Genomic DNA, 23099 nt, shown 5'->3' with positions numbered 1-23099 from the left:
TTCCTCCTAATGACTAGTTCCTTAATGTTATTCAAAAAATAAACCAAACCAGTCTTTGACTTTTGATTTCATGCCACCGGATTGTTTTTCTTGTCCCGATTTTTGGCTGGATTGTTGCTTCTTTTTAGGTAAAGGTTCTCCAGCGTTATCAGCTAACGCAGTAGCAACTTCTTTTCCTTGAACTTTAATATTTTTGTGAGTGAATTGGATTAATCCAACACCTGCTGTAAACTTCGGTTCTCTAACCCCGATATAATCCGGCAATGAAACGCGTACGTTCTGCTGGAAAATATCTTGAGCGAGTTCAAGGACTCCTGGAATTGCAGCAACTCCACCTGTAATCACAAAACCGCCTGGCAGTTCGGAGTATCCGCGCTGATGCAATTCATCATCAATCATCTCAAATATTTCAGCCATACGAGCTTCAATAATTAACGAGAGTTCGTATTGCGAGATTTCTTGTTCTTGTGAAGATCCAATTTGCGATACTGTAAATGTCTCATCTTTTGACGCATAATCCACGAAAGAATGACCATGCTTCAGCTTAATCTTTTCTGCATCTTCAGCAGAAGTTCTTAATCCGATGGATATATCTTTTGTGATAAAGTCTCCACCAATCGGAAGAACTGAAGTTAACTGCATGGTTCCTTGATCAAAAACAGATAGTGTAGTAGAACCCCCACCAATATCGATTAGTGCTACACCAAGCTCCATCTCATCTCGTGAAAGTGCAATCGATGATGTTGCCAATGGCTCTAAACAAATGTCTGCCACTGTAAGTCCAGCTCGTTCTACGCATCGTAATAAATTATGTAAGATTGTTTTGGAACCAGTTATCACTGTTCCTTCCATCTCAAGGCGAACACCTAACATGCCTCGGGGATCAATAATCTCATCTGTACCGTCAACAATAAATTGTCGAGGAATCACATCTATAATTTCGCGTTCTGGAGGCACTGACATAACCTGAGCTGCCTCTATGACTCTAGCAATGTCTTCATCACCGATTTCTCGGTCTTCTCTTGATACCGCAACTACACCGTGACATGGCTGAAGTTGAATATGGTTTCCTTTTACACCTACGATCACTGCATTAATAGGAATACCTAACATTCTCTCTGCTTGCTCTACGGCTTTTCTTATGGAACGAACAGTTTCGTCAATATCTACAATGGAACCTTTTCTGATTCCAGCTGATTTTGCATGGCCAACACCAATAACATTAAAGGACTCACTAGTCATTTCTCCAATGATCACTTTAATATTGGATGTACCGATGTCTAAACTTACATAAATTTCATTGCTGTTCATTCTGTGGCACCTCCTTACCTTTCATCCAATAAATCTTCTTAAATTTTTTAGTAATCCCTTGATTTGCGCTTAATTATGGAATAAATTCCACAAACAACGGGTTATCCCTCTTTTTTTTTACCGTTTTTTCAAATTTTTTAGGCCTTTTTGCGCGAATCTGACCATTTGGAAATAATTAAGCGTCTAATAACAGCGATATTATTAAACAACCTAACACCAAATGCAAAAATTGCAGCTAGATACAGGTCAACACCAAGATGTACCCCTAAGTACGCGAGCCCTGCAGCCAATAAAATGTTAAAGAAAAAACCTGTAATGAACACTTTATCTTCAAAACTGCCTTGAAGATGTGCACGTATACCACCGAATAAAGTATCAAGTGCAGCTAAGACAGCGATTGATAAATAATTTGCATATTCTGGAGGGACCCGGATATCAGACATGAAACCTAATAGTAGACCTAATAACAGTCCAAGTACCGGCAACCACATCTTACGTTTCCTCCTTTGCCGGTTTCATAAACTTCACCTTCATATCTTTATCGAAAGCTGGCAAAATAACTTTAGCTGTTTGTTCAGATTCGACGAGAAAATTTTCTCGGATAAACTCCTCAACAGCTGGTGAAGCAATGATCTTCTGATGAAGTTTTTCATTGTCTTTTGCCAAAACTCTGATTTCAATCGGAAATGAAGAAACAGGCTCATTGTTTATGTAGATGTTTCCATTCACTTCCCGGATCGGGGTTTTAGATACAACACGTTGTCCATCTATACTGATCTCATTTGCATCGTATCGATTTAATTCATTTACAAGTCTTCTAAGCATATCAGGATCTATTTTTGGAACAGGTTGATCTACTCCAATTAGCTCTTCATTAAAAGGTTCGATCGTTATTACGATTCCTTGTCCGCTAATCGTTGTTAATCCTGCCTGTTTTTTTAAATCCCTTAGCGCTTTTTCCATTGCTTGGATTTTTTCGTCTTTTCCGTCACCTTTATATTGGTTTAGGAGTTCACTATAACGTTCAAATTCCTCATTAAGCTCCTGCTGACGCTGTTTTTCTTTTTCCAAATCAGCTCTTAATTCCCATAAATCTCTAGTGTCCCGAACAACAGGATTGTTTGTGGTCTCAAATTGGATCGCCAGCATTCCGCCAAGTATGAGGGCAATTGTTGCAAACATGAATTGTCTTTCTTTCAACTAACTCATCCCTCTTCTGTAATAAATGGCTCCATCTCGATCGCGCTTTCTTGCTCCACTCTTACTTCTACACCGTCATTGACAATTTTATCGACGATATAGAGATTCAAAGATTTCTCTAGGGTTGTGGAATTCCCGATTGCTGTAATAACAAAGGGTGCAGGATATTGATTACCATCCACAGAAACGACAGGACCGATACAAGCGATATACGTATCATGAGAGATCCTTTGACCGTTTATCGCAATTGCTTCTGCGCCTGATACGTGAAGTTCGTCAATGACACTTCTTATATGTTCTTCATGGACGATATAATCGTTAGGGTTCTCCCCTTCCGGTATATAGGAGGAGTCTTGAAGAGTAACTTCTACCCCCTCCCCTTTCACTTTTACGTTTCCTACTACCATTCTGAGCTCTTTTAAATCTTCTACTAGTTTAGAAGATATCTCCTCTTGATCTGCCAGCTTATTTTCTTTCTTCTCAACATTTTGCTGCAGACTTTGAAGATCGCCTGCTAATTCTCTATTCGCTTTTTGAAGATTTAATATTTGGCTTCGCAATGAATCTTCTTTTTTCCATTCATTGTTCTGCACAACATTTTGCTTTTCGATCTGTGCTCTCTGATAGGAGAAAGATAATATGAACCCAGTAACGAGAAGGATTAAAGATAGGAAAAGATGCGTCCCTTTAATTTTGCTCATTACTTTCCTCCACTTGGTTGTATCGTTCAAAACGTGTGCTGATTCCTAAATAGAACGTGCCCTTTTCATCAGGCTTTAACTCGCTTACTAAAGACGGATAAGCTGTCAGCCTTTCTGAGAACTTTGAGATCGTTGTAACCACTTTGTTTCCATCCGTCATAAACAACGTTAGTTGATTCGAGCTGTTGGATGAAGGCGTATGTGTGATCTCAGATATACGATGAATGATCCCTTCAGGCAGCTTTTGCAGTTCCTGTGCCATCATCTCTAATTGTTCTGGGTCCTTCCAGCTGACGATTACAGGAGCATTTACAGGTCTCTCATTTTTCTTTAAGGGATCTAACATCTTGCCGTTCTGAAGCATCGGGTAGTATACATTCTCTTTTCTGAAATACCCGACTCGTTGAAATTCACTCACTTTGATGACTACTTGGTTAAAAAATTTTTTTTGGATTGAAACGGAACTAACCTCTGAGATACGCTCGAGCCGCTCCATAATTTCATCCTCAGATACATTTAAATACTTTGTCTTTGTAGAAATTTTACTTTTTTCGAGAATCTCATTGTCGGTTACAAAATAGTTGCCTGAGACGGTAATTTTCTTCACATGACTAAGATCAGATTGAAAATAAACGACGACCAACAATAACAGGAAGAAAAAGGACAAGTAATAAATAAGACGACGATTTGCTTTTTGTTTTCGATGTTCTTTCAGCTTCGGAATTCGGTCCTCAATCTTGACAACCTTTACCTTGTCCATCCTCTTCCTCCGTTTTATAAGTTAGTACAAGAAACATTAACGGTTGACAGAAATAAAAGAACTTGGCAGATAGACGCCAAGTCTTCAAAAGGTACTGATAACAGTCCAACTGTCAGAAGATAACGAAATGTATGGTTCGTTTTGAAACGTCAAAAGTTAATTTTTTCTTGTTCTTTGTATTATAGCACGGATAAGCCGCAATTCAGCACTATTTATCCAATTTTTTGTTAATCATTTCTACCAATGATCTCAACTTCTGTATGAAGCTCGACACCATGCTTTTCTTTAATTGTTTTTTGTATATAGCTGATAAGATCCAGCACGTCTTTTGCTTTTGCATCTCCAGTATTCACAATAAAATTAGCGTGCATCTCAGAAACTTGTGCACCACCTACTTGAGTCCCTTTAAGCCCTGATGTCTCAATGAGGTGTCCTGCATAATTAGGCAGCGGATTACGGAACACACTTCCACAGCATGGATAGTTCCATGGCTGAGTGTTTCTGCGATAATCTTTATTCTTCTTAAGCTCTGCCATGATGGTTTCTTTATCGCCCTTATCCAAAACGAGGATGACTTCCACACAGATTCCACCTGTCTCTTGAAGGACAGAAGTACGATAAGAGAAATTCAGTTCTTCGTTAGAAAGCCAAGTAAGCTCACCATCCGGTAATAAAATCAAAGCTTTTTCAACGATCTTTGACATATCTGATCCATGTGCTCCTGCATTCATGAAAACAGCGCCGCCAACTGATCCTGGAATACCTGCAGCAAATTCAAGGCCCGTATAAGCCTCACGTGACATTAAAGTGGCAAGTGGAATAAGCGAATATCCCCCACCAACTCTTATGGTGTTATCATTTTTTTCAAGGTGGTTGATCCCCTCCCCTACCTTGATGACAACCCCTTCGATTCCTCCATCTGCAACAAGGAGGTTAGACCCTCTCCCGATTGCTCGTATCGGTGCGTTCGCTTCTTTTATATAACCTAATGCTTTTTTCAGACTTTCAATATCTTTCGGTTCATAAAAAAGATCAGCTGGTCCTCCAATTTTTAAGGTGGTATGATTTTTTAATGGCTCATTTACAAGGACAGTCCCTAGATCTTCACTTTTTAATTTCTCAGCTAATTGGCTATACATAATTAAAAACCCCCTACGTTCGTACGCATCGTTCTATTTATATGCTATGCGTTAATCTTTTCCATGTTTTCATTGTCCTTAAACATCGACAAAGAAGTATTCGAATGAATTACTCTTTTTGTTACTTATTTTAAAAGAAAACCACTTGATGCTCTTGAAGGTAGTTGATTTCCGCTCCAGGATGCTCGCTTTCCGCGGGGCAGGCGGTGAGCCACATTCGTACGATTCTCGTATAAGTGTCTCACCTGCCCGCCTGTCCCGCAGGAGTCTCGCATCCTTGCACTCCAATCAACTTTTCAATGATGGTTTAATACATTTTATAAGCAACAATCTTTTGAATATAACTTCAGAAAAAGAAGTTACCCTGCCATAATTGACAGGGTAACGTCTTTAAATCGCTATGTTTAGAATAAGAGAATTTCCTTTGAAACTCAAGTATTAATACCTTGAATACCGGCTAATATTGAGGATTACTCCAATAGACGCGAGCATCAGAGTTAATGAAGATCCTCCATAACTTAAAAATGGAAGTGTTATTCCAGTTACAGGCATCAAACCTGTTACAACTCCGATATTAATCATCACCTGTATTGCGACCATCCCTATAATTCCTATCGCTAGAAAGCTACCGAATAGATCTGGGGCTCCTAAAGCAATTCTGATTCCACGCCATAAGAGAAGACTAAACAGGATTAATACAAAAACAGCACCGATAAAACCTAGCTCCTCTGAGAGGATCGCAAATATAAAATCCGTTTGCGGCTCAGGTAGGTAACCGAATTTTTGCCTACTCTGCCCTAAACCTAATCCAAGTAAACCACCAGGTCCGAGTGAATAGAGAGATTGGATAATTTGAAATCCACTTCCTAAAGGATCACTCCAAGGATCGAGAAAAGAAGTAATCCTCTTGATTCGATAAGGAGCAGAAATAATTAATCCCGCAAGTCCGATAAGACCGATTAAAGCCATTCCTACAAAATGAGAGATACGCGCACCTGCAACAAAAACCATCACGATACTTGTTCCTACCATCACAGCTCCAGTTCCTAAATCTGGTTGAAGCATGATCATTCCAAAAGCGATCATCACTAATCCGAGAGTAGGCACTAAACCTTTTTTAAGAGAAGTGATCTTTTTTTGATGCTCTGATAAATACTTAGCTAGGAAAGTAATCATGGCTAGTTTCATAAATTCAGACGGCTGTATAGAAAAAGCACCTACACCAATCCAACTTCTTGCACCGCCTCGAACCATACCAATACCTGGGATAAGAACAGCGATTAATAATACAAAACAAATAATCAGAAGAATCTTTGACCAGACTCTCCACGTCATGTAATTGATGTTCATGATAAAAAACATCGCTGCAATACCAACACCGGCAAATAACAATTGTCGCTTGGCAAAAAAGAACGCATCATCAAACTTGTATAGACCTAAATCTGCACTCGCGCTATAAACCATTATTATGCCGATCGATAACAACATAAGCGTAACTATGATCATTATAATATCAGGGGTTGATCTCGTTGCAGGCAATGGGAAACACCTCAACTCTTCTTATTTGTACAAACCTTATTTAAGTTTATGCACAGAGTTGATAAACATGTCCCCTCTTTGTTCGAAAGTCTTATATTGATCCCAGCTTGCACATGCAGGGGATAACAAGATAACGTCTTCTGCGTCCGATAGACTGTACGCAAGGGGGACAGCATCTTCCACATTATCAGCACGTTTTATCGTTTCTATTCCTGCCTGTTTCGCAGTTTCAGCTAATTTATCTGCTGTTTGACCAAAAGTAACGATTGCTTTTACATTTTTTAGTGACGGAAGTAAATCATCGAAAGAATTCCCTCGATCAAGTCCACCAGCTAGTAAGACTACTGGTTGTTCAAATGCAGACAACGCTGCATTCGTTGCTAATATATTTGTGGCTTTCGAGTCGTTGTAAAAACGCCGGCCGTTAAAGTCTCCCACATACTGCAAACGGTGTTTAACTCCAGGAAACGTAGTTAGAACTTGATGTATTTGTTTTAGAGTTGCACCTGCTAATAACGATGCAGCTACAGCTGCCATAATGTTTGAAAGGTTGTGTTTGCCTGGTAATACGATTTCATTCAGATCAATAACTTTTTGCTCCTGAAAATAAATTGCACCTTCTTCAACATAAACTCCGCTTTCAAACTTTTTCGTCACAGAAAAAGGAATGTGTTGAGCTTTAGAATCCTTCATTAAATGGGATACACGTTCATCATCGGCGTTATAGATCACATAATCAGAGAAATCTTGATTCTCAGTGATCTTTGCTTTAGCTCTTCCGTATTCATCAAGAGAACCGTGATAATCTAAATGTGCTTCAAATAGGTTCAGAAAAACTGCAATCTGTGGCTTAAATCGCTCTGTTCCCATTAACTGAAAGCTAGAAAGTTCAGCTACTAATATATCTTTCTCTGTAGACTCCGCAGCAACCTCCGAGAACACAGTGCCTATATTCCCAGCTACAATTGGTGTCTTATCACTGTTTTTTAACATATCACCGATAAGGGTAGTCGTAGTTGTCTTACCATTTGAGCCTGTAATCGCAATAATCGATGCGTCTGAAATCATACCTGCGATTTCCACTTCTGTATAAACAGGAATGTTTCGCTTAACAGCTTCAGCGATCAAAGGGTTCTGATACGGAATTCCTGGATTTTTCACGATGAAGTCCAACTCGTGTTCTAGTAATGTCAACGGATGATCTCCACAAACTACTTTAATCCCAAGCTCCTCAAGTTTTTCCGCTTCCACATTTCCTTCTCTAGGGCTTTTGTCGTTCACCGTTAAATGTGCCCCGAACGAATGAAGCAGTTTTGCACCAGCAAAACCGCTCTTAGCTAATCCTACGATTAAAATCTTCTTGTCTTTAAAAAATGTAGTGTCCTTCATCTATACCCACACCTCTAAATAAATTCCTAATGCCGCAAATACCAATCCTACAAGCCAAAATGTAACAACAATGCGCCATTCACTCCAGCCTGACAGTTCATAATGATGATGAAGCGGACTCATCTTAAACACACGTTTACGAGTTAATTTAAATGAAGCTACTTGTATCATGACAGAAAGCGTTTCGATTACAAATACTCCACCAATAATAACAAGTAAGATCTCAAGCTTCGTTAGTATCGCAACCGCACTAATCGCGCCTCCTAGCGCGAGTGAGCCTGTGTCTCCCATAAAAACTTTCGCTGGGTGTGCATTAAAAACTAAAAAGCCAAGTACAGCACCAACCACAGCCACACAAAAAATAGCAGCTTCAAATTGGAGAATGGTAGAAGATAACACTGCAAATGCACCAAAGGCAATAGCCGCTGTTCCTGCCAACAATCCATCCAAACCATCTGTAAGGTTAACCGCGTTTGAAGCACCGATTAACATGAATACCACTAAAACTGGATAAAACCATCCTAGATCAAACGAAAAATCTGTTCCAGGAACCGAAATTTCCGTTGAAAAATCAATCGCTCTTAAACCAATGAAGAAAAGAGCCGCAATGATCAATTGACCTATTAATTTTTGTTTCGATGTTAAGCCGAGATTTCGTTTCTTTACTACTTTAATAAAATCATCTAAAAATCCAATAAGTCCGTATCCTAAAGTAACGAGGATAAGCAAATGGGTTTCAGCAGTAACTGCAAAAAACTTCGCAGTCATTGCATAGGTTGCGATGACAAGGGCTAAGACGATTACAATCCCGCCCATAGTAGGTGTTCCTTGCTTCTTTTGGTGAGATTTTGGGCCTTCGTCACGTATGCTCTGCCCAAATTTTAATCTTCTTAATAACGGGATAAAAAACGGCGAACTTAATACCGCGATTAAGAAGGATGCAACTAATGTAAATAATAAGACTTGCTCAATCATTTTTTCGACTCCTGTTCTTCTTCTACAAATTTCGAGACAAGGGTTTCTAGTACCATCCCTCTTGATGCTTTAAAAAGAATAGCAGTGTCTTTCGATAATAATTTAGTAATTGGTTCTTCCGCTTCTTCTTTTGTCAGACATTGAATAACCTCAAGGTCTTTGCGTTTTTGTTTCTTTAGTTCATCTGCAATCCAAGCACCTTTTTGCCCTACACATATCACATGAGAAATCGTGTCAGCCACATGGTTAGCTATGTTTCGATGCATCTCTTCCTCATTTGAGCCTAATTCATACATATCTCCAAGAACTGCTACCTTGTTAGAATAATCCTTCAGTTCAGCAAGTGTATCTAAAGCTGCGATCATACTAGTTGGACTCGCATTATAGGCGTCGTTGATAAGAAGTGTATCCTTCTTACCGCTTTTCATTTCAAGACGCATGGATGTAACTTTAAGGCTCTCAAGTCCTTCAAGAATCTTATTTTCCTCTATATTCAAATAATGCCCTACTGCAATGGCATATGCTGCATTTTTGATATTATGACGGCCTAACATTGGTATGCGATACACAGTTGTGCCTTCTTCTAATGAAAACGTCACGCCATTTACATCTGTCTTAAGGTTAGATAACTTTAGTGTATTTGAATCACCGAAACCTACTTGTAACACGTTCTCACCTTTTACATGTGAAAGAAGCGGTTCATCTCCATCGATGATAAACAACCCGCCTTGTTTTAAACCATCTGCAATCTCAAGCTTCGCTTTAGCAATTCCTTCACGACTACCTAATTGTTCAAGATGACTTTCACCGATATTCGTAATAACAGCAACATCTGGCTCTGCGATCTTACTTAGAAGAGATATCTCACCATAATCACTCATACCCATTTCTAGAATTAATACTTCTGTATTTTCTTCCATCGCTAGAATGGTCAAGGGCATTCCAATGTGATTGTTGTAATTCCCTTGCGTTTTAAATGTCTTAAAGTTTTCAGAAGAAACACTTTCTATCATATCTTTTGTCGTTGTTTTCCCGTTACTACCCGTTACAGCTACAACAACAGGATTAACCTTTTTCAAATAATATTTCGATATTTCTTGTAAAAAGGTCACAGTGTCTGTTGTGTATAGAATAGGAAAATCCTCCGGTAATCCGTCTGGAAGATCTTTTCCTTCTTGCCAGACCGTAGCTGTGCATCCTTGCTGAATGGCATTCAGTAAAAAATCATGACCATCAAAGCGCTCGCCAGCTATCGGTAAATAAAGAGCATTCTCACTTTTATGTCTTGTATCTTTTGAAACACCTTCTAATATAAGGTTTTCATATTTCCCACTCGTACGGTCTGCTAATGAGACCAGTTCTTTAAAATCTAATTTCATTTTTTCACCGCCTTAATTGCTTCCCTTGCAACGACTCTATCATCGAATTCGAGTATGTCTTTCCCAATGATTTGATATGTTTCGTGCCCTTTTCCGGCTATAAGTATAACATCGTTTGCGCTAGCCTGTTCGACCGCATGTTCAATGGCTTTTTTACGGTCAGGGATGGTCACATAATTCCCTTCATCCACGCCCTCTTCCATATCTTTCAAGATTTGAAGAGGATCTTCTGTTCTTGGATTATCACTTGTGAAGATGGCATGATCAGCTAAGTTTGCAGCAATTCCTGCCATCAGTGGCCGCTTCGTCTTATCACGGTCACCACCACACCCAACGATTGCCGTTACTTTTCCTGTAGCGAATTCTTTAATGGTTCGTAACACGTTCTCTAAACTATCCGGCGTGTGAGCGTAATCAACGATAACGGTATAGTCTTGACCTGCTATTACAGGTTCGAATCTGCCAGAAACTCCATTTACATCCTTTAGACTTGTAAGAATTGTATCCAGATCTAATCCAGATAACAAACAAGCCGTTGTTGCTGCGAGCACATTATAAACAGAAAACTTTCCTATAAGCTTCAATGTAACATCTCTTGAACCTATCGGTGTATGCAGAGTAAACGTAGTGCCTTGAGCTCCAATCGTTATATTGGTTGCACGAACGTCGCTATCAGTATCAATTCCATAAGAAACAACCTGTGCGGAAGTTACCCTTTCAAACATCTTTGAAGCTGGGTCGTCACTATTAAGCACAGCCACTTTACGATCTGATTTGTTATAAGTATTACCCATTTGAGAAAACAGAAGACTCTTTGCATACTGGTATTCTTCCATATTTTTATGGTAGTCCAAATGATCTTGTGTCAGGTTTGTAAAAACAGCGATATCAAAGTCACATCCCCATACTCTTCCTTGAACGAGAGCATGCGAAGAGACTTCCATTACAGCCGCCTCAACTTTTTCTTCGGTCATTTGATAAAAGGCATTCTGCAAAAATAATGAATCAGGTGTAGTATTAGCTACCTTAAAGCTCTGATCTTTTATTTTCATTTCGATCGTGCCGATCATTCCAGTACTTTTCCCAGCATCTCTTAAAACTTTTTCAATAAGATGTGACGTTGTCGTCTTCCCATTCGTACCAGTGATTCCAATCAAATGGAGTTTTTGCGAAGGATGGCCATAAAAGGCATCCGCTAATACCGCAAGAGCTTTTTTTGTGTTTTTCACTTTAATAACAGGAATGTTAACATCAATATCCTTCTCAGCTAAAATAGCAGCAGCACCATTATTAGCAACTGTTTGTGCAAAATCATGTCCGTCAAACAGAAGTCCTTCCATACATACAAAAAGACAGCCTTCCCCAGCTTTCCTGGAATCCATTTCAATGGAGGTAATTTCAGGATTGGCTTGGATATCCATTTCATAGTTCACTAAATATGTAAGCAGTTCTTTTAATTCCATTAATCCTGATCTCTCCTCTAATCATCGTTAAGCATATATTTTAAAAAAGCGTAGTTCGCATATGTTGCAGCTCATAGAAAGGGTCTTTTTTTGTGATATCTTATGTGGCTTATATATAAGTACGCCAAAAGTACCATCATTCTATAAAAGAGCGTTTTATATGCATCTTTAAAGAAAATAAGCCAAGCAAGATTCCGCGCTTGGCTATGTGTACATTCTTTATTTTAATCTTCCACTTCTTTTTTGTCACCCAAAAATAAACGAATCGTCTTGCCAGCTTCTAGCTTAACGCCAGCTTTAGGAGCTTGCTGTACAATGTAATTCCCTTTTCCGGAAGTTTCTATTTTAAGATTATACAACAGATTCGTTAACTCTTTCGTTTGTTTTCCAACTAGATCTGGAACGACTATTTCCGGAGCATCGAGCCATGTTTTCTCTTTTTCTATCTGATCTTTTTGCTTTTTAACACCCATGGCAGAGAGACTGTCTTCTATAATATTACCTACGATTGGCGCTGCCACAATTCCACCAAACTGAAGGGTTTCTTTTGGATTATCTATTGCTACGTACACAACGATCTCCGGGTTATTAGCAGGAGCCATCCCAATAAAGGAGACGATATGGTTGTTCTTTAAATAGACGCCACCTTCAGCCTTTTGAGCTGTCCCCGTTTTCCCTCCGACCCGATAACCATCAACGAATGCATTCTTACCCGTACCTTGAGCTACAACACTTTCTAGTGCTCGCCTTACTTCCTTAGACGTTTTTTCAGAGATCACTTTTCTTTTAAGTTTTGGTGTCTGCTTACTAACTACTTTTCCTGTGATGGGGTCAACTAATTCTTTAGCTATATATGGTTCGTATAGATAACCTCCGTTTACGGCCGCAGACACTGCAGCTACTTGTTGAATCGGAGTAACAGAAACACCTTGTCCGAAAGCAGTTGTTGCAAGTTCAAGCGGACCAACACGATCTAAAGAGAATAAGATTCCTCTACCTTCACCAGCCAAATCAACACCTGTCTTTTCTCCAAATCCAAAGTCTTTAATATATTCAAAAAGTTTATCTTTACCTAAACGTTGACCTAGGATTACGAACCCAGGGTTGCAAGAGTTTTGAACTCCCTCTAAAAAGGTTTGACTGCCATGCCCTCCTGCTTTCCAGCATTTAAGCTTCCTCCCTGCAACTTCGATTGATCCCGGATCGTGAAAATGGTCCTTATCTAGATCAACTTTATCTTCTTCGAGTGCAGCAGCAAGCGTGATAATTTTGAAAGTAGAACCCGGTTCATATTGTGCCCAAACTGGTAGATTTCGATTGTAGACTTCTGGTGAAACACGCTTGTACTCTTCTGGGTCAAAATCTGGTCGTGAGCTCATACCTAGAATTTCTCCAGTATTCGGATTCATCGCTATAGCGATTGCCCCATCAGGGTCATAAGTGGCTTGTGCGATATCGAGCTCTCTTTCGATAATCGTTTGAACGCGTGAATCTGTCGTTAATCTTAGGTCATATCCATCTTTCGGTTTTTCATACTTGTCCGATAACGATGGCATTCTTCGTCCCCTTGCATCTGAGAAGAAGGATATATGACCTTTTTCACCATTTAGCTGTTCATCATAATACAGTTCTAGACCTGTAAGTCCTTGACTGTCAATTCCTGCAAAACCTAACACATGAGAAAGATAAGATCCATACGGGTAATGTCTCTTACTATCTTCTGCAACAAAAACACCAGGTAGATTCAATGCTTCAACTTCTTTTGCTTTCGTATTACTGATCTTTCGTCCTCCATTATCAATTCTAACGATAGAGGCTTTCTTAGTGAGCCTTTGGTATACTTCTGTTTTAGATATATTTAACAAAGCAGCCAACTTTTCAGCAGTTTCATTAGGTTCCTTGATTTGTCTTGGAACGACAAAAACGGTCGGAGCACTAATATTTGTAGCGAGTACCACGTCATTACGATCTAGAATCTTCCCTCTTTTAGGTTCGAATGGAATGTCTCTGCTCCAAGAATCAAGGGCTTGATCAGTCAACATATCTCCAAGCACAAATTGAACGTATCCGAGTCTAACTGAAATGACAAAAAAGAAAGCTATTCCAAAAACAAGAACAAAAATTAAGCGCCTGCGTACAGTTACATTCGAAACTCGCACACACAATACCTCCCTTGTATGTCTCGTTTCAAATATATGCTTGTACACAAGCGCCTAGAACATTTAGTCTGTTACTGGCAAATCTTCATCTTGAGACTGTTCTTCTGTAGATCCTGTTTCTTCAACGTTCTCTTCTTCTTCAGAATCTGTTTCTGATTCTGTTACTTTAGGAGGTTCTAGTTGAACAACAAAGAAATCTCCTTCTTTTACTGGGTTTCCAGGTTTAATGCTTTGCTTTACTGCAAATCCGCTTCCTGTAATGGTTTCTTTCAATCCAAGAAGTTTACTGATTCTTAATATATCCATGTAAGACCAGTCTTTAACATCAGGCATCTTTGCATCACCAGACGTTCTCAAGATGACTCTTTCACCTTTCATCACATAAGCACCTTCATAAGGTTCCTGGTTAGTTATATCATTCCCTGAACCGATGACGGAAACTTGCATGCCAAGTTTTTCTAAGTCACTTTTTGCCTTCTCGGCAGACTGACCGGTGTAATCTGGTAATTCTTTACCGTACGATTTCTTTACTTTAGAGGACTTATCATTCACTTTGGCTTCGGGCTGAATGTTTAAATATTGCAGCCCACTTTTCATAACACTTGTAAAAATGTTAGCTACAGGTGTAGAACCCATCTCAGGAAACTCTACCTTAGGACGTTCAACAGCTACATAGACTAACAGTTTAGGATCATCTTTAGGAGCCATTCCCAAGAAAGAGAACACGTTTTCTCCCCACCCAGAGATGTACTTTCCGTCTTTTCCTACAATCTGTGCCGTTCCAGTCTTTCCAGCTACACTATAACCGTCAATCATATAGGGTTTACCCGTTCCGTCTGTAACTACTGTTTCTAAAATGTCTCGAACTTGTTTCGAAGTTTCTTCAGAAATCGGCTTACCTGCTATTTTCGGCTCATTTGATAGCACTGTCTTCTTCGTTTCTGGGTCCATGATCTTGTCGATCACGTATGGCTTCATCATCTTACCGCCGTTTGCAATAGCTGTCGCGGCTTGAATCTGTTGAATCGGCGTGATCGTTGTTCCTTGTCCGAACGCAGTCGTTACTTTCTCTATCTCATAGTTATAAAGAATCGATCCGCTCTTTTCATTCGGCAGGTCAATATTCGTCTTTTGATCTAAACCGAATTTTGAGAGATAACTTCTATATTTCTCATAACCTAGCTTTTCACGTACAAGTTTTGAGAAGGCAACGTTAGAAGAATTTTGAACTCCTTCGTTATAAGTAATCGGTCCCCATCCTCTTTTATTATGATCGTAGATCGGTCTTCCGATGTTCGGAAGCTTATACGAACCAGATTGGAACACTTCATTACCATTATATTTACCTTCTTCAATGGCAGCTGCCAAAGTAAAGATTTTCATTGTAGACCCAGGTTCAAATGGATAAGAGACAGCAAAGTTCGTATAGTTTTTTATATCCTTATCGTTCGGATTAAAACTAGGTGAATTACTCATCGCGAGAATTCTTCCTGTTTTCGGATCAGCAACAATTCCGGTTATCTTTTCTGGTTTATATTTCTTAGCAGCTTCTTGCACCGCTTCATCTAGATATAGCTGAATCTTTTCATCAAGTGTTAAATAGATATCTTGGCCATGTTTTGGTGGTGTGATTGATTCTTTATTTGCTGGAATTGCCCGACTGAACGCATCACCGACAAATGAGATCTTGCCATCCTTTTCTTTCAAATACTTGTCTAGCGATTTTTCAAGGCCCATCAGTCCGGTCTGAACACCTTGTTCACCATTTCCTGTGTACCCTAATACATGAGCCGCAAAGCTCTGGTTAGGATAATATCGTCTAGATTCTCTCAAAAAATCAACGCCAGGAATCTTCATCTTTTCAATCTGTTCTTTTTTTCGATATGAGACTTTTCTTCCAGAAGGAATCTCTACTTGAAACCTGCCTTCTTTACTCAAAAGTTCTTCTAGGTCTTCTTTGTCAGAATCTAATACTTTTGAAAGTTTTTCTGCAGCTTTCTCTGGGTCTTTTATATGGTTTGGATACTTTTTATCAAGAATGGCTATCACGCTGTAGGATGGAATATCTTGGGCTATTACTTCTCCGTTCCGATCAAACATCGTGCCTCGCTTCGCGTCTAAAACATCACTCTTCAACCATTTTCTTTTACCGTATTCTATTAGGTCTACCCCTTCTGCTGATTGAGAAGAAGCCACGAGAAAGAATTTACTCGTTAATACAAAAAAGAGCACGGTAAACACAACCATCAGAATACCTGCTCCAACGTTTTTTCTTTTTAATTTCATAACAACACCTGCTTTTTAGTCCTGAACCACTTTTACGTTCTTATCGTCAAAGATGAATCCTTGTTCCTTTGCCAACTTCATGATGCGTTCTGGATTGCTTAGTTCTGTTACTTGAAGGTGGTAATCTTCAACGATCTTTGTTTCAGCAGTAAGGTCTTTTTGAATACTCTCAACTTCAGCAGTTGCCTGATAAACAGACGCGTATAGAGAAATGAGCCAAATCAATCCGGCAATTAAGACGACCCCCATAGCTCCCCACAATACGACTTCACCTTTTGTAAATATTTTTCGGGATGGTTGCTGTACCGGTTTCGGGTTTCTTTCTGGCTGTAACTGTACTTGTTGTTTTTGAACTTGATAGGCTAAATTGCTCACTTTAGCTCTCCTCTCTATTTTTGTTTTTCCGCGACCCTCAATTTCGCTGAGCGTGATCTTCTGTTTTCTTCAAGCTCATTGTCTGTAGGTACGATTGGTTTTCTCGTAATGAGTTTTAATTCTGGTTTGTATTCTTCTGGTATAACCGGCAGTCCTGGAGGGAGTTCCGGACCTGTGCTTGCTTTTTTTAGTATATTTTTACACGCACGATCTTCTAAAGAATGAAATGTGATAACCGCAATCCTACCACCGACTGCCAATAGTTCAATGGAATCTTGCAGGGCATCTTCAAAAGCGTTCAATTCATCATTTACAGCGATACGAATGGCTTGGAATGTCCGTTTTGCAGGATGGCCGCCTGTTCTTCTTGCAGGAGCAGGTATAGCATCCTTTATTATTTCGACAAGTTCGCCAGTTGTTTGAATTTCTTTTTTCTCACGGGCCGCTTCAATCTTTCTAGCGATCTGTTTAGCGAATTTTTCTTCGCCATATCTTGAGATGATCTTCATCAACTCATTGAACGTCCATTCATTCACAACTTCTTTAGCTGTAAGATCACTTGATTGATCCATTCGCATATCAAGTTCAGCGTCATGCTGATAGCTAAACCCTCTATCCGCTTCATCTAGTTGCGGAGATGATACACCTAAATCAAAAAGGATGCCATCCACTTTATGTATGCCACGTTTAGAAAGCTCTTCTTTAAGATGACGGAAATTGCTGCGAATAATCGTATACTTTCCTTCATGTTCCTTTAGTACCTGACGGGCGTTTTCAATAGCTATGTCATCTTGATCAAATGCATATAGATGGCCAGTTTCTAATTGAGACAGAATAAGTGCACTATGACCTGCGCCACCTAACGTACAATCAACATAAATTCCATCTGGTCTCACGTGTAAAGCATCTACTGATTCTTGTTTTAAAACGGTTATATGGTCAAACATGGAAAATTCCTCTCTGCAATAAACTTAAAGGTTATAAATCAAAGTCCATCAGACTTTCTGCAATTTCTCCAAATGAGTCTTCTGATTTTGAGAAGTATTCTTCCCAAATTGATTTACTCCAAATTTCAATTCTATTCGACACACCTATCACTACGCAATCCTTTTCTAGTTTTGCATAGTCTCTGAGCGGAGATGCAATGTTCACTCTTCCCTGTTTATCTAGCTGACATTCAGCAGCTCCAGAAAAGAAAAAACGAGTAAATGCACGTGCGTCCTTTTTAGTGAACGGCAAACTCTTCAGTTTATCTTCGATGACTTTCCACTCATTTAAAGGATATCCGAATACACATTGATCCAACCCGCGAGTTAAAATAAACTCTGTGCCTAGTTCTTCACGAAATTTGGAGGGGATGATCATACGTCCTTTTTCGTCGATGCTGTGCTGATACTCTCCCATGAACATATGATCACCCCACTTTCTCCCCTAAATCTACCACAACGCTCCACTTTTCACCACTACAAGTATTATTCGTGTACAAAAAAAAAAATCCTGCTGTAGGACAGGATTTTTTCTAAAATATTTTATCGTTTTTATACGTATACAATCTTATGTTTTCCATTGAATTGATAAGGGTATTGTACAAGTTTGTTCACCAGATAAGAGCCTTCTTCATTTACGAATTGATAGATGTTCCAAACCCTTTCTTGCAAGATCCCAGTTGGTTTTAATTGGAGCATGATCTCATCAAATTCGGCAAGTGGTTCTTTTACCTTTTTTCGAACACGTTGTTCTAACTTATTCTCCATATAGTCGATCTCTGATAAGATTCTTTTCATATTTTGATCAGCAACGGGAAGAAGCTTTGAATCTATATCTTCTGCTAACTTTATCAACTTTTCATATGAAGCGGTGAATTCTGCTTTTACTGATTGAACGGTTTCAAAAGTTTCGATTGGGCGGTTTGAAGCAAACCACTCACGTTTATAACCATCCGTTCCATTCTCTAAAACTTGTTTCACCGTTAATTTTTTTGAATGGAGCAACTCGTTTACTCCAGCTGTTACGAGAGTAAAAGATAGCCTCGGTGTCAATATAGGCATCATTCTATTAAATTGGCTGAAAACCTTTCCAAGTGCAGCCCAATAGGCAATCTCACCTGGTCCAGCAACAAACGATAACACGGGTAGTAGAAACTCTTGCATCAAAGGACGTGTCACTACATTATTGCTGAATTTTTCTGGGTGTTTAATCGCTTCTTCAAGAAGTTCTGATTCAGAGATCGTGAAATCTTTCTCTTTAGAGGAAAATCCATTTTGATCACGATATAATAATATTCGTTCCTGATTCTTCGTATAAAAGAGATGAGCATTGTTTTCTTGAACTTCTATCGGCGCTGAATATCCACTTCTGCACAGCTCTTCCGTTTGAACATTAAAAGCATTATCAATCTCACTGTTATGAACAATCATCTCTTTTAACATCGTGGATTGCAGTTTTTTAAATCCAGGATCTCCAGAATCCAATACGATTAAGCCTTCTTCAGAAAACCATTTAGAAAGAAGTTTTGCAAAAAAAGTAACGATAGAATCTGATTCGTTCAAAATACGTTCCGTCTCTGCGAGTAGGTCGCTTGTATAAGCTGTCTCACCAAAGGAGCGAAATACTTCCTTTAACCAGGGTCGAACTTCTTCTCTGTTCCATTCCCATAAGGAGGCAGAAGATTTCACACTGCTTGCTGACTTTAATGAAACTTTTTTAGCAGTGTTATTCTTTGGAACCATAACATGATTGATCTCATCCATATCATGATCTTCACCAGCTATCCAAAATATTGGTACTACGGGAATATTTAATTCTTTTTCAGCTTGCTTGGCTAGTTGAATGGTACTGATGCACTTGTAGATCACTAAAAGTGGTCCGGTTAGAAGTCCCGCTTGTTGTCCGCCAACGACAGCTAAACTATTTTCCGCATTCAGTTTTTGTATATTTTTTATTGTTGTGGCCGAGGAACCAATTCTTTGATTATAAGAAGTCAGATAATCGGTAAGACCCTTTCTAGGAAACGAATAACGCTTCAATTCCTGTTGTCTTTTTGTCCATTCATGTTTATCATAGGGAGATTTGTAATCAAAAAAACGGACAACCTCCTCATCTCCGTTGGAGTACCCTTCTAAAAAAGGCGATGTATGAAGCTGCATTTCCTCCAGTCTCATTTATGAACTTCCTTTCTACGTATCAATTACATCCTTAACGAGTATAGCAAAGAACGAATGAAGAACATAAAAAATATGCTCTAAATGTCCAAAATACGTGAAATGATTCCATATGTCATCAATGAAAAGTAACCGATTGACAGAACAAGGAACTGCAAACGCCAATTTAACCTAAGTATTTTTCCGATAGACAGATCCAAATCATTCTTCCAGATCACATATGTAAAAAGTAAACAGCCGAATAGGAACATTAATAGAAGAATCCAATAATAAGATTGGCCCCAAATTTCCATAGTCATTCTTTCAATGGCTAAAAATAAAAATAACGTTGTACAATCAACACCCGCCTTAAAGGCCTTTCTTCTTTTTTTTGTAAGCTTTAGCATACTCTTATTTACAAGAAAAAAAACAATATAAGGAACGGTTATTAATGTAGCAATAATCGCACCTACAATACTAGCCAATCATTCATCCTCTCCAATCCAATGCATTGATTGCTTCATATGCAAAACGAGAATAAGGGGTTTGGATCTTCAATTCAATCCCTCGCTTAATAATTTCACCCGTAATACTCTCTATTTCAGTTTGCTTACCGCTCTCTACACTCTTTAACATAGAGGATCGGTTTAATGAAGTATTTCTGCACAGGACTAACAATTCCTTCCATAACACTTCGCGCTGTTCTGTCATATTTAAAACAGAAATCGTTTCTTCAAATAGTTCTTTCATTATGAAGAATGCATGTGAATTTGTTAATAGTTCTCCATTTGTTATTCTTAACAATGCTGTAAGTGGATTGATGGATGCATTCATTATTAGTTTTTCATAAACCATCGGTTCCCAGTCTTCTTCTATTAAAGTAGGAAAACGGCTTGAATGAAGAAGTTTGCTCCATGTCTGCTCAGAATCCCCTCTATAGGAAGAAAGTTTAATCCTGCCTTCTCCGAGATGATGAACTGTGGAAAAATCTTTCTTAATCGCTCCGTGTTCAACAACACCAATACTTATTTGTTTCTGTGGCATGCTTTTTAAAAAAGATAGATGACTAATTCCATTTTGTAAAAAGAGAAAGGAAACTTCTCTGTAACTGATCAACCCCATTAATTCGTTCATCGCTGTTTGTTTAACTGCGATAATGCATGAAGATTCTTCACCCGTATATTCAGCAAAAGACTTCGCATCGACCATTACAGTTGTCTCCGAACCATTCAAACCTCTGTATGTCAGTCCAGACCTTCTGAGCGCTTCTGCTTGAGCTAAGCTTCTTGTATAAATAACAGGTTCTTTCCCATTTTGTTTTAAAAAATAGGAAACTAATAACCCGATTGCCCCACCGCCAATGACACTTATTTTCATTATAAGGCTCACCTCTTTAATGTATAACTCGATCTTATCATATTCTAAATCATACTAAAAAAACCTCCCAAGTACGGGAGGTTCAATCCTATTAAACAGGATAAACAGGATGCTTTCGCTCACTGAATACCATTTCTTTGTTTTCGTAAAATGCAAATCTGTTTTTAAGTTCGTCTCTTAAGGCTGAAGGTGAAACGATATCATCAATGATCATTTCAGACGCTAGCTTATAAATATCAATATGCTCTTTATATTCTTGTTGCTTTTGCTGAACAAATTGAATCCGCTCTTTTACATCTTCAATCTCATTAATCTTATTAGAATACACAGCGTTTACAGCTGCTTCTGGTCCCATAACCGCGATCTGAGCCGTAGGCAACGCAATACAACAATCAGGTTCAAATGCAGGACCTGCCATCGCATATAAACCAGCTCCATATGCTTTTCGGACGATCACTGAGATCTTCGGTACAGTTACATCACTCATCGCCGCAATTAACTTTGCTCCATGACGTATAATTCCAGCTCTTTCTACTTTCGTTCCGATCATAAAGCCTGGAACATCTGATAAGAAAAGAAGAGGAATTGAGAATGCATCACAAAGTGTGATAAAACGTGCCGCTTTATCAGCAGAATCAACAAACAAGACGCCGCCTTTTACTTTAGGCTGATTCGCAATAATTCCAACTGGTTTTCCCTCAATACGTCCAAAACCTGTCACGATCTCTTGAGCGAATAGCTTTTTCATCTCAAAAAAACTACCCTCATCAATAAGTCCATCAATAAATTCATACATATCAAACGGCACATTTTGATTTTCTGGTACGATCGCTTCCAACTCTCTTCCCTCTTTAGGAGCGATAGCATCAACTTCAGGAGCTTTTAATTTATAGTTACTCGGGAAATAAGACAAATATCTCTTCGCTTCTTCAATGGCTTCTGTTTCATCCACTGCTAGAACATCCCCGCATCCACTAACAGAACAATGCATTCTTGCTCCGCCCATTTCTTCAAGAGTCACTTTTTCTCCAATTACTTTTTCAGCCATTCGTGGACTTCCTAAATACATGGATGCATTTTGATCGACCATGATCACGATATCACAAAAAGCAGGTATATATGCTCCACCTGCCGCTGATGGACCAAAGAGAATACAAACTTGAGGAATCATCCCAGACATTTTTACTTGATTGTAAAAAATCTTACCCGCTCCACGGCGGTTCGGAAACATGTCGATCTGATCGGTTATTCTAGCACCTGCTGAATCGACAAGGTAAAGCATCGGAACTTTCAACTTTTGTGCGGTCTCCTGTATACGAATGATTTTTTCAACTGTTCTTGCTCCCCAAGATCCCGCTTTAACAGTCGAATCATTGGCCATTACACAGACCGTTTTTCCGCCAAGTTTTCCTATCGCAGTTACAACTCCATCTGCTGGTAGGTCTCCTGCTTGATTGTTCGCAAATTTAGCATCCTCTACGCTGTATTCACCATTGTCAAAAAGAAGTCTTAGTCGGTCACGAACGAACATCTTATTTTGAGAACTGTTCTTCTCATGATATTTCTGCGGACCACCAGCTTCAATCTGGTCGATTTTTTCTTTTAATTGGTTTTCTAATTTTGCTACCATGATATACCTCCTTCAAGAGAGTGAGCGCTCGTTCAGATTGTTTGCATGTTAAATTTATTTAAGTGTAACGAGAACATCGCCCTCATTCACAAAGTCACCAGATGCAAATTTAATGTTTTCTACCGTCCCTGCATCAACAGCGTCAACGGGTATTTCCATTTTCATAGATTCTAAGATAATAACCGTTTGCCCTGCTGCTACTTCATCGCCTTCACTCACCAATACTTGCCAAACTGTGCCTGCCATAGATGCTGTAATTTCTTTCATTTCTCTCTC

General features: G+C 39.1%; 21 protein-coding genes. All 21 read right to left on the bottom strand.

Annotated elements, in window-relative coordinates:
* Positions 1 to 27 precede the first annotated feature (27 nt).
* A complete protein-coding gene (gene ftsA / locus I5J82_RS05345) occupies positions 28 to 1311 on the bottom strand; it encodes a cell division protein FtsA (RefSeq protein ID WP_197127656.1) in 1284 nt (427 codons plus the stop codon).
* A gap of 137 nt (positions 1312 to 1448) precedes the next feature.
* Positions 1449 to 1802, bottom strand: a complete 354-nt coding sequence (locus tag I5J82_RS05340) for a small basic family protein (RefSeq protein ID WP_198766973.1) — start codon at positions 1800 to 1802, stop codon at positions 1449 to 1451.
* Between the two features lies 1 nt (position 1803).
* The gene (locus tag I5J82_RS05335) at positions 1804 to 2511 is read right to left on the bottom strand and encodes a DUF881 domain-containing protein (protein WP_198766972.1); all 708 of its coding nucleotides are present in this window, start codon (positions 2509 to 2511) and stop codon (positions 1804 to 1806) included.
* A 5-nt stretch (positions 2512 to 2516) separates the two neighbouring features.
* Complete coding sequence (locus tag I5J82_RS05330) at positions 2517 to 3212, bottom strand: DUF881 domain-containing protein (RefSeq protein ID WP_198766971.1); 696 nt, start codon at positions 3210 to 3212, stop codon at positions 2517 to 2519.
* Entirely contained in the window at positions 3199 to 3972 is a 774-nt protein-coding gene (locus I5J82_RS05325) for a cell division protein FtsQ/DivIB (RefSeq protein ID WP_198766970.1), read from the bottom strand. The genes I5J82_RS05330 and I5J82_RS05325 overlap by 14 nt, the downstream gene beginning before the upstream one ends.
* Positions 3973 to 4199: 227 nt before the next feature.
* Complete coding sequence (gene murB, locus I5J82_RS05320) at positions 4200 to 5111, bottom strand: UDP-N-acetylmuramate dehydrogenase (RefSeq protein WP_198766969.1); 912 nt, start codon at positions 5109 to 5111, stop codon at positions 4200 to 4202.
* A gap of 438 nt (positions 5112 to 5549) precedes the next feature.
* Entirely contained in the window at positions 5550 to 6617 is a 1068-nt protein-coding gene (gene spoVE, locus I5J82_RS05315; RefSeq protein WP_408610409.1) for a stage V sporulation protein E, read from the bottom strand.
* 69 nt (positions 6618 to 6686) lie between these two features.
* On the bottom strand, positions 6687 to 8039 hold the full coding sequence (gene murD / locus I5J82_RS05310) for a UDP-N-acetylmuramoyl-L-alanine--D-glutamate ligase (protein WP_198766967.1): 1353 nt from the start codon (positions 8037 to 8039) through the stop codon (positions 6687 to 6689).
* Positions 8040 to 9014, bottom strand: a complete 975-nt coding sequence (gene mraY / locus I5J82_RS05305) for a phospho-N-acetylmuramoyl-pentapeptide-transferase (RefSeq protein ID WP_198766966.1) — start codon at positions 9012 to 9014, stop codon at positions 8040 to 8042.
* Positions 9011 to 10393, bottom strand: a complete 1383-nt coding sequence (locus tag I5J82_RS05300; protein WP_198766965.1) for a UDP-N-acetylmuramoyl-tripeptide--D-alanyl-D-alanine ligase — start codon at positions 10391 to 10393, stop codon at positions 9011 to 9013. Before I5J82_RS05300 ends, mraY begins: the two co-directional genes overlap by 4 nt.
* Positions 10390 to 11856 carry a UDP-N-acetylmuramoyl-L-alanyl-D-glutamate--2,6-diaminopimelate ligase gene (locus I5J82_RS05295; protein ID WP_198766964.1) on the bottom strand — a complete coding sequence of 489 codons (1467 nt, stop codon included), beginning with the start codon at positions 11854 to 11856 and terminating at the stop codon, positions 10390 to 10392. Before I5J82_RS05295 ends, I5J82_RS05300 begins: the two co-directional genes overlap by 4 nt.
* Before the next feature lie 224 nt (positions 11857 to 12080).
* Complete coding sequence (locus I5J82_RS05290) at positions 12081 to 14015, bottom strand: stage V sporulation protein D (protein WP_198766963.1); 1935 nt, start codon at positions 14013 to 14015, stop codon at positions 12081 to 12083.
* Positions 14016 to 14078: 63 nt separating this feature from the next.
* The gene (locus I5J82_RS05285) at positions 14079 to 16301 is read right to left on the bottom strand and encodes a penicillin-binding protein (RefSeq protein ID WP_198766962.1); all 2223 of its coding nucleotides are present in this window, start codon (positions 16299 to 16301) and stop codon (positions 14079 to 14081) included.
* 15 nt (positions 16302 to 16316) lie between these two features.
* Positions 16317 to 16676 (bottom strand): cell division protein FtsL, encoded by a 360-nt coding sequence (gene ftsL, locus I5J82_RS05280; protein WP_144700931.1) that lies wholly within the window; start codon positions 16674 to 16676, stop codon positions 16317 to 16319.
* A 14-nt stretch (positions 16677 to 16690) separates the two neighbouring features.
* Positions 16691 to 17623, bottom strand: a complete 933-nt coding sequence (rsmH, locus tag I5J82_RS05275; protein ID WP_198766961.1) for a 16S rRNA (cytosine(1402)-N(4))-methyltransferase RsmH — start codon at positions 17621 to 17623, stop codon at positions 16691 to 16693.
* A gap of 31 nt (positions 17624 to 17654) precedes the next feature.
* Positions 17655 to 18086 carry a division/cell wall cluster transcriptional repressor MraZ gene (mraZ, locus tag I5J82_RS05270; RefSeq protein ID WP_144700935.1) on the bottom strand — a complete coding sequence of 144 codons (432 nt, stop codon included), beginning with the start codon at positions 18084 to 18086 and terminating at the stop codon, positions 17655 to 17657.
* A 128-nt stretch (positions 18087 to 18214) separates the two neighbouring features.
* Positions 18215 to 19837, bottom strand: a complete 1623-nt coding sequence (gene bshC / locus I5J82_RS05265) for a bacillithiol biosynthesis cysteine-adding enzyme BshC (RefSeq protein WP_198766960.1) — start codon at positions 19835 to 19837, stop codon at positions 18215 to 18217.
* An 80-nt stretch (positions 19838 to 19917) separates the two neighbouring features.
* Entirely contained in the window at positions 19918 to 20301 is a 384-nt protein-coding gene (locus I5J82_RS05260; RefSeq protein WP_198766959.1) for a DUF3397 domain-containing protein, read from the bottom strand.
* A 4-nt stretch (positions 20302 to 20305) separates the two neighbouring features.
* On the bottom strand, positions 20306 to 21193 hold the full coding sequence (locus tag I5J82_RS05255; protein WP_198766958.1) for a ketopantoate reductase family protein: 888 nt from the start codon (positions 21191 to 21193) through the stop codon (positions 20306 to 20308).
* Positions 21194 to 21284: 91 nt separating this feature from the next.
* On the bottom strand, positions 21285 to 22823 hold the full coding sequence (locus I5J82_RS05250) for an acyl-CoA carboxylase subunit beta (RefSeq protein ID WP_198766957.1): 1539 nt from the start codon (positions 22821 to 22823) through the stop codon (positions 21285 to 21287).
* A gap of 54 nt (positions 22824 to 22877) precedes the next feature.
* The gene (locus I5J82_RS05245) at positions 22878 to 23090 is read right to left on the bottom strand and encodes an acetyl-CoA carboxylase biotin carboxyl carrier protein subunit (RefSeq protein ID WP_144700945.1); all 213 of its coding nucleotides are present in this window, start codon (positions 23088 to 23090) and stop codon (positions 22878 to 22880) included.
* Between the last annotated feature and the right edge of the window lie 9 nt (positions 23091 to 23099).

The sequence above is a fragment of the Fictibacillus halophilus genome (assembly GCF_016401385.1).
GTDB lineage: Bacteria > Bacillota > Bacilli > Bacillales > Fictibacillaceae > Fictibacillus > Fictibacillus halophilus.
The sequence above is the reverse complement of the archived record's forward strand: the minus strand, read 5'-3'. Positions and strand labels throughout refer to the sequence as shown.

Bases quoted from the DNA above. Each gene is read 5' to 3' on its own strand.
- rsmH (WP_198766961.1), bottom strand. From the start codon at position 17,623: ATGTTTGACCATATAACCGTTTTAAAACAAGAATCAGTAGATGCTTTA.
- I5J82_RS05295 (WP_198766964.1), bottom strand. From the start codon at position 11,856: ATGGAATTAAAAGAACTGCTTACATATTTAGTGAACTATGAAATGGAT.
- I5J82_RS05285 (WP_198766962.1), bottom strand. From the start codon at position 16,301: ATGAAATTAAAAAGAAAAAACGTTGGAGCAGGTATTCTGATGGTTGTG.
- mraZ (WP_144700935.1), bottom strand. From the start codon at position 18,086: ATGTTCATGGGAGAGTATCAGCACAGCATCGACGAAAAAGGACGTATG.
- I5J82_RS05255 (WP_198766958.1), bottom strand. From the start codon at position 21,193: ATGAAAATAAGTGTCATTGGCGGTGGGGCAATCGGGTTATTAGTTTCC.
- I5J82_RS05340 (WP_198766973.1), bottom strand. From the start codon at position 1,802: ATGTGGTTGCCGGTACTTGGACTGTTATTAGGTCTACTATTAGGTTTC.
- bshC (WP_198766960.1), bottom strand. From the start codon at position 19,837: ATGAGACTGGAGGAAATGCAGCTTCATACATCGCCTTTTTTAGAAGGG.
- murB (WP_198766969.1), bottom strand. From the start codon at position 5,111: ATGTATAGCCAATTAGCTGAGAAATTAAAAAGTGAAGATCTAGGGACT.
- I5J82_RS05250 (WP_198766957.1), bottom strand. From the start codon at position 22,823: ATGGTAGCAAAATTAGAAAACCAATTAAAAGAAAAAATCGACCAGATT.
- mraY (WP_198766966.1), bottom strand. From the start codon at position 9,014: ATGATTGAGCAAGTCTTATTATTTACATTAGTTGCATCCTTCTTAATC.
- I5J82_RS05245 (WP_144700945.1), bottom strand. From the start codon at position 23,090: ATGAAAGAAATTACAGCATCTATGGCAGGCACAGTTTGGCAAGTATTG.
- I5J82_RS05300 (WP_198766965.1), bottom strand. From the start codon at position 10,393: ATGAAATTAGATTTTAAAGAACTGGTCTCATTAGCAGACCGTACGAGT.
- ftsA (WP_197127656.1), bottom strand. From the start codon at position 1,311: ATGAACAGCAATGAAATTTATGTAAGTTTAGACATCGGTACATCCAAT.
- murD (WP_198766967.1), bottom strand. From the start codon at position 8,039: ATGAAGGACACTACATTTTTTAAAGACAAGAAGATTTTAATCGTAGGA.
- I5J82_RS05325 (WP_198766970.1), bottom strand. From the start codon at position 3,972: ATGGACAAGGTAAAGGTTGTCAAGATTGAGGACCGAATTCCGAAGCTG.
- I5J82_RS05330 (WP_198766971.1), bottom strand. From the start codon at position 3,212: ATGAGCAAAATTAAAGGGACGCATCTTTTCCTATCTTTAATCCTTCTC.
- spoVE (WP_408610409.1), bottom strand. From the start codon at position 6,617: ATGATCATAGTTACGCTTATGTTGTTATCGATCGGCATAATAATGGTT.